The following is a 3,680-nucleotide window of genomic DNA, read 5'->3' as shown; positions in this document are numbered from 1 at the left end:
GAAATGCCGAAGGCCCACCCCGTGTGGGGTGGGCCTTCGGTGAAGGGTTGTCCGGCGGCGTCCTACTCTCCCACCCCGTCTCCAGGGCAGTACCATCGGCGCTGAAGGGCTTAGCTTCCGGGTTCGGTATGGGACCGGGCGTTTCCCCTTCGCTGTGACCGCCGTAACTCTGTGAACCTGTCAACACTGGGTACCCCGTGGTGGGGTGTGGTGTTGGTGGTTCGGGAACCGCACAGTGGACGCGTAGCACAAGAGTGTTTGGTGTTGAAGTTGTCGGCTGATTAGTACCGGTCAGCTGCACGGGTCTTTCGTCCCCGCTTCCACGTCCGGCCTATCGACCCAGTGTTCTGCTGGGTGCCTCTCACCCCGTAGGGTATGGAAACCTCATCTTGAAGCAGGCTTCCCGCTTAGATGCTTTCAGCGGTTATCCCTTCCGAACGTAGCCAACCAGCGGTGCTCCTGGCGGAACAACTGGCACACCAGAGGTTCGTCCGTCCCGGTCCTCTCGTACTAGGGACAGCCCTTCTCAAGTTTCCTGCGCGCGCAGCGGATAGGGACCGAACTGTCTCACGACGTTCTAAACCCAGCTCGCGTACCGCTTTAATGGGCGAACAGCCCAACCCTTGGGACCTACTCCAGCCCCAGGATGCGACGAGCCGACATCGAGGTGCCAAACCATGCCGTCGATATGGACTCTTGGGCAAGATCAGCCTGTTATCCCCGGGGTACCTTTTATCCGTTGAGCGACGGCGCTTCCACAAGCCACCGCCGGATCACTAGTTCCGACTTTCGTCCCTGCTCGACCTGTCAGTCTCACAGTCAAGCTCCCTTGTGCACTTGCACTCGACACCTGATTGCCAACCAGGCTGAGGGAACCTTTGAGCGCCTCCGTTACATTTTAGGAGGCAACCGCCCCAGTTAAACTACCCACCAGGCACTGTCCCTGGTCCGGATCACGGACCGAGGTTAGACATCCGAAGCGGCCAGAGTGGTATTTCAACGTTGACTCCACCCGCACTGGCGTACGGGCTTCACAGTCTCCCACCTATCCTACACAAGCCGCACCGAACACCAATACCAAGCTATAGTAAAGGTCCCGGGGTCTTTCCGTCCTGCTGCGCGTAACGAGCATCTTTACTCGTAGTGCAATTTCGCCGAGTTCGCGGTTGAGACAGCGGAGAAGTCGTTACGCCATTCGTGCAGGTCGGAACTTACCCGACAAGGAATTTCGCTACCTTAGGATGGTTATAGTTACCACCGCCGTTTACTGGGGCTTAAATTCTGAGCTTCACCCCGAGGGGTTGACCCGTCCTCTTAACCTTCCAGCACCGGGCAGGCGTCAGTCCGTATACATCGTCTTGCGACTTCGCACGGACCTGTGTTTTTAGTAAACAGTCGCTTCTCCCTGGTCTCTGCGGCCGTCCACGCTCCCACCGCGAGGGTGTTCACGCTTCGGGCCCCCCTTCTCCCGAAGTTACGGGGGCATTTTGCCGAGTTCCTTAACCACGATTCTCTCGATCGCCTTAGTATTCTCTACCTGACCACCTGAGTCGGTTTGGGGTACGGGCGGCTAGAACCTCGCGCCGAGGCTTTTCTTGGCAGCATAGGATCACCCAGTTCGCGCTTGTGCGCTCACCGTCAGCTCTCAGCCTGTATGTCTGGCGGATTTGCCTACCAGACGGCCTACAGCCTTGGACGTGGTCTACCATCGCCACGCCGGGCTACCTTCCTGCGTCACCCCTGTTAATACGCTTACCTACTACCGGTTCGGGTCCCGCGCGCCCCTGTCCGGTGGCCCCGAAGGGCCGGTGGACAGGTTTGGGCGGTGAGCATCACCGGGCTCGGTATGGGCGGTTCTTCGCCGGTAGGAGAATATCAACTCCTTGTCCATCGACTACGCCTGTCGGCCTCGCCTTAGGTCCCGACTTACCCAGGGCGGATTAACCTGGCCCTGGAACCCTTGGTCATTCGGCGGACGGGTTTCTCACCCGTCTTTCGCTACTCATGCCTGCATTCTCACTCGTGTGGGCTCCACCACTGGGTTCCCCCGCGGCTTCACTGCCCACACGACGCTCCCCTACCCACCTGCGCCTCTGGACCACGAAGGCCTGAGTTGAGCGCAGATGCCACGGCTTCGGCGGTGTACTTGAGCCCCGCTACATTGTCGGCGCGGAATCACTTGACCAGTGAGCTATTACGCACTCTTTCAAGGGTGGCTGCTTCTAAGCCAACCTCCTGGTTGTCTGTGCAACTCCACATCCTTTCCCACTTAGCACACGCTTAGGGGCCTTAGCCGGTGGTCTGGGCTGTTTCCCTCTCGACTACGGAGCTTATCCCCCGCAGTCTCACTGCCACGCTTCCACTTACCGGCATTCGGAGTTTGGCTGACGTCAGTAACCTTGTAGGGCCCATCGGCCATCCAGTAGCTCTACCTCCGGCAAGAAACACGTGACGCTGCACCTAAATGCATTTCGGGGAGAACCAGCTATCACGAAGTTTGATTGGCCTTTCACCCCTAACCACAGGTCATCCCCCAGGTTTTCAACCCTGGTGGGTTCGGTCCTCCACGCGGTCTTACCCGCGCTTCAACCTGCCCATGGCTAGATCACTTCGCTTCGGGTCTAGACCCAGCGACTATGGGCGCCCTGTTCGGACTCGCTTTCGCTACGGCTTCCCCACACGGGTTAACCTCGCCACTGAGCACTAACTCGCAGGCTCATTCTTCAAAAGGCACGCTGTCACCCCAACCAAGGAGGCTCCAACGGATTGTAGGCACACGGTTTCAGGTACTATTTCACTCCCCTCCCGGGGTACTTTTCACCTTTCCCTCACGGTACTGGTCCGCTATCGGTCACTAGGTAGTATTTAGGCTTAGCAAGTGGTCTTGCCAGATTCACACGAGATTTCTCGGGCCCCGTGCTACTTGGGATCCCCTTCGGGAGGCCGCACCATTTCGTCTACCGGACTCGCACCGTCTGTGGTCCGCCTTTCAATGCGGTTCGACTATGACACGACTTTCTGACTCCCCGGCGGACTGTCAGATCCACCAGAAGGGTCCCACAACCCCGAACACGCAACGCCTGACAGCTTTAACACGCGCCCGGTTTGGCCTCATCCGCTTTCGCTCGCCACTACTCACGGAATATCTCTTCCTGTCGGTACTGAGATGTTTCACTTCCCGACGTTCCCTCCACACACCCTATATATTCAGGTGCGGGTCACACGACATGACTCGTGCGGGGTTCCCCCATTCGGAGACCCTCGGATCACAGCTCGTTTGCCAGCTCCCCGAGGCTTATCGCAGGCTACAACGTCCTTCTTCGGCTCCTAGTGCCAAGGCATCCACCCTGTGCCCTTAAAAACTTCAACAAAAACAACAAAACTGCAGAGAACCAAGAACCACACCCCCAAGAGGGTGCGTCTTGATCTTTACAAAGATGCTCGCGTCCACTGTGCAGTTCTCAAACAACCAACGACCCCGACCCCCACCAGACCCGCCTACCACCCTCACCCTCCACGAAGGAGGACCAAGGACAGCGGTTCGTGATCCGAGGACCGGCCCGTACCAGGCACCCCACCAACCGGTGGCCGGTGACCTGAGGACCCAACAGTGTGCTCGACAAGCCCCCCACCCCCACCAGCGATGTTCCACCACCACCCCACCAGACCCCGAAGGACCC

The 3,680-nt window shown here is 58.6% G+C and carries 2 rRNA genes; both read right to left on the bottom strand.

From position 1 onward, the window contains the following. Positions 1–49: 49 nt before the first annotated feature. Positions 50–166: ribosomal RNA gene (gene rrf, locus CCE02nite_RS20200) — 5S ribosomal RNA — on the bottom strand. Between the two features lie 95 nt (positions 167–261). Further along, positions 262–3,369 (bottom strand): 23S ribosomal RNA (locus CCE02nite_RS20195). Positions 3,370–3,680: the final 311 nt, after the last annotated feature.

Origin of the sequence: Cellulosimicrobium cellulans (assembly GCF_006539945.1) — a bacterium.
In the GTDB taxonomy this organism is placed as follows: Bacteria; Actinomycetota; Actinomycetes; order Actinomycetales; family Cellulomonadaceae; genus Cellulosimicrobium; species Cellulosimicrobium cellulans.
The sequence above is the reverse complement of the archived record's forward strand: the minus strand, read 5'-3'. Positions and strand labels throughout refer to the sequence as shown.